The organism is Streptomyces griseorubiginosus, assembly GCF_017614965.1.
GTDB lineage: Bacteria > Actinomycetota > Actinomycetes > Streptomycetales > Streptomycetaceae > Streptomyces > Streptomyces griseorubiginosus_B.
This window is the reverse complement of record NZ_WVUG01000536.1, coordinates 1-2992: the sequence shown is the minus strand read 5'-3', so window position 1 is coordinate 2992 and position 2992 is coordinate 1. Positions and strand designations below refer to the sequence as shown.

Genomic DNA, 2992 nt, shown 5'->3' with positions numbered 1-2992 from the left:
CCCGGTAACCCACCCCCGACCTACCGGCCAGTACCTTGTGCACGATGTACTCGCGTGCACTTGATGTGGGGGGCCAGCCATGAGTGACGACACCGCCGTCGGCACAGCCGTCGACACCCGTCCGACGAAGATCATGTACGTCGCCGAGGCGACCGCGCACGGCGGCCGGGACGGCTATGTCACCAGTCAGGACGGCCAGATCGAGCTGAAGGTCGCGATGCCGCCGCAGCTCGGCGGGGACGGCAACGGCACCAACCCCGAACAGCTCTTCGCGGCCGGCTACAGCTCCTGCTTCCACAACGCGCTGATCCTCGTCGGCAACCGCGAGGGCTACGACCTGACCGGTTCGACCGTCGCCGCGAAGGTCGGCATCGGCCCGAACAAGCACCGCGGCTACGGCCTCGCGGTCGCCCTCAGCGTCTCGCTGCCCGTCCTGGACCCCGACATCGCCGCGAAGCTGGTGGACGCGGCGCACGAGGTGTGCCCGTACTCGAACGCGACGCGCGGCAACATCGACGTAACGATCCTGTTGGGGTAGCGACACCCGGGAATCGCAGGCTGTGCGGGAGCGTTGACCCCACAGTCGCAGGTGATCCGGAGGAGAGTGCGGGCGTGGACGTGAACGGCGCGGTCGCCGAGGGCTTCGAGCCGGTCCGGGACGCCTTCGTCCGGAACTTCGAGGTGCTCGGGGACCGGGGCGCGGCGGTGGCCGTGTACCGGGACGGGCACAAGGTCGTCGACCTGTGGGGCGGCACGAAGGACGTCGACGGCGTCGAGCCGTGGGAGCACGGCACCGCGCAGATCGTGCGCTCGGCGACCAAGGGCGTCGCCGCCGCCGTACTCCTGCTGCTGCGCCAGCGCGGAGAGCTGGACCTGGACGCGCCCGTCGGGGAGTACTGGCCGGAGTTCAAGGCCGCCGGGAAGGAGCGCACGCGTGTGTGGCACCTTCTGGCGCACCGGGCCGGCGTTCCCGTGCTGGACCGCCCGCTGACGCCCGCCCAGGCCGCGGACCCGGCGCTCGGCGCGGAGGCGGTCGCGGCGCAGGCGCCGGTGTGGGAGCCGGGGGCAGAGCACGGCTATCACGCGCAGACGTACAGCTGGCTGACCGGTGAGCTGGTGCGGCGGGTCACCGGCCGGGAGATCGGCGAGTGGATCGCCGCCGAGATCGCGGGCCCGGTCGGCGCGGACCTCTGGCTCGGCCTGCCCGCCGGTGAGGAGGCCAGGGTGGGCCGCGTGGGCGAGGCCCAGCCCCCTGCCGAAGCGTCCGGTGTGCTGCGGACCCGCCCCAAGCGGGCCGTCGCCGACGCCTACGCCGACCCCGACTCCCTGACACGCCGCGCCTTCGCCGCCATCACCCCGCTCCCCGACGAGAACGACCCCGCCTACCGCGCCGCCGCCCTCCCCGCCTCCAACGGCATCGCGACGGCGGAGGGGCTGGCCCGTTTCTACGCGTCGCTGACCGGTGAAGTGGACGGCGGCACACGGCTGTTCACCCCGGAGACGACGGAACTCGCCCGCGCCGCGCGCAGCGCCGGGCCCGACCGTGTGCTGGTCGTGAACACCCGCTTCGGCCTCGGCTACATGCTGCACGGCGCCGCGTCCCCGCTCCTGACCCCCTCCTCCTTCGGTCACCCCGGCCGCGGCGGCGCCCTCGGCTTCGTCGACCCGGAGACCGGCATCGCCTTCGGCTATGTGACCAACGGCTTCAGGAAGAGCGTGACGGCCGACCCCAGGGCGCAGGCGCTGGTACGGGCGGTACGGGACGTCGTAACGGCGTAGGGGCCAGGAAGCTCACGGCCGGCGAGCCGTCACACATCGCCCCTCACACATGGATCGGATGCGACGTCCGCCCCGAAGCCGAGTCGATCTCCCCGTGCGCCTTGGTCAGCAGCTGCATCGCGATCTCGTTCAACGCCCGCGCGCCGGCGATCTCCTCACCCACCCTCGGTTGATGGGAGTCGGTGTGGTGGCGGGTCGCGTGTCCGTGGGCCCGTACCTCGCTCCCGTCCGGCAGCCGGACCAGCGCGACCGCCTCGGTGTGCAGACCGTCCTCCCGGAACTCCAGCTCGACATGCCATCCCACAGTGGTGTGCATCATGACGATCACCTCCGGAACACCTGCTACCAGAGTGCTCCTCGCGGGGCCCGAACGCACCACACTCCGCCATTCCCCGCCGGCACCGCTCCCCCGCTAACCGGCCCGCAGCATCAACCCGATCCCCGCCACCAGCAGCACCGCCGCCGCCACCCGGGGCGCACCGAAGCGTTCCTTGAAGAACACCGCGCCGATGGCGGCGCCCACGATGATCGACGACTCGCGCAGGGCCGCGATCGGGGCCAGTTCCGCCTTCGTCTGGGCCCACAGGACCAGCCCGTACGCGAGGACGGACAGCGCGGCGCCGAGGAGGCCGACGGCGGCGAACGGCCGTAGGACGGTGGTGAACTGATCCCGCCAGCGGTACAGGGCGTACGCCGGGATCGCCACGCCCTCCACCGCCATCAGCCAGGCGATGTAACCGAGGGAGGAGCCGGAGGCGCGGACGCCGAGGCCGTCGACGACCGTGTACCCGGCGATGGTCAGACCGGTCGCGAGGGCCGCGCCGATCGCCGCCCAGTTGGGCCGGCTGCCGCGCAGGCCCCACAGGGCGACCCCGGTCAGGCCCGCGCTGGAGAGGGCGACGCCGGCCGCGGCCCAGCCGTCCGGCACCTCGTGCGCGAAGACGGCCGCGAGCAGCGTGACCACCAGGGGCGCGGTGCCGCGGGCGATCGGGTACGCCTGGCCGAAGTCGCCGAGGCGGAAGGACTTCATCAGCAGCATGTAGTAGGCGAGGTGGATGGCGGCCGAGACGGCCAGGTAGGGCCAGGCGGCTGCCGCCGGGACCGGGACGAACGGCATCATCGCCAGCCCGATCAGCGATCCGCCGCCCGCGATCAGGGTGAAGCCGACCAGCTTGTCGGTGATGCGGTGGGCGATCGCGTTCCAGCTGGCGTG

4 protein-coding genes are annotated in these 2992 nt (G+C 72.5%); 2 read left to right on the top strand and 2 right to left on the bottom strand.

Annotation, left to right across the window (positions count from 1 at the left end):
* Positions 1–79 precede the first annotated feature (79 nt).
* A complete protein-coding gene (locus tag GRC12_RS43250) occupies positions 80–538 on the top strand; it encodes an organic hydroperoxide resistance protein (protein WP_208785918.1) in 459 nt (152 codons plus the stop codon).
* Between the two features lie 74 nt (positions 539–612).
* Entirely contained in the window at positions 613–1779 is a 1167-nt protein-coding gene (locus tag GRC12_RS43245) for a serine hydrolase domain-containing protein (RefSeq protein ID WP_208785917.1), read from the top strand.
* Positions 1780–1822: 43 nt separating this feature from the next.
* On the opposite strand, the gene GRC12_RS43240 is transcribed toward GRC12_RS43245, so the two are convergent.
* Both GRC12_RS43240 and GRC12_RS43235 read right to left on the bottom strand, forming a co-directional pair.
* Positions 1823–2098 (bottom strand): DUF1876 domain-containing protein, encoded by a 276-nt coding sequence (locus GRC12_RS43240; protein ID WP_208785916.1) that lies wholly within the window; start codon positions 2096–2098, stop codon positions 1823–1825.
* 93 nt (positions 2099–2191) lie between these two features.
* Positions 2192–2992, bottom strand: an 801-nt coding sequence (locus tag GRC12_RS43235) for a DMT family transporter (RefSeq protein WP_208785915.1), incomplete at its 5' end; no start/stop codon positions are given.

Coding starts and splice junctions, on each gene's coding strand:
- GRC12_RS43250 (WP_208785918.1), top strand. CDS start 80: ATGAGTGACGACACCGCCGTCGGCACAGCCGTCGACACCCGTCCGACG.
- GRC12_RS43240 (WP_208785916.1), bottom strand. CDS start 2,098: ATGATGCACACCACTGTGGGATGGCATGTCGAGCTGGAGTTCCGGGAG.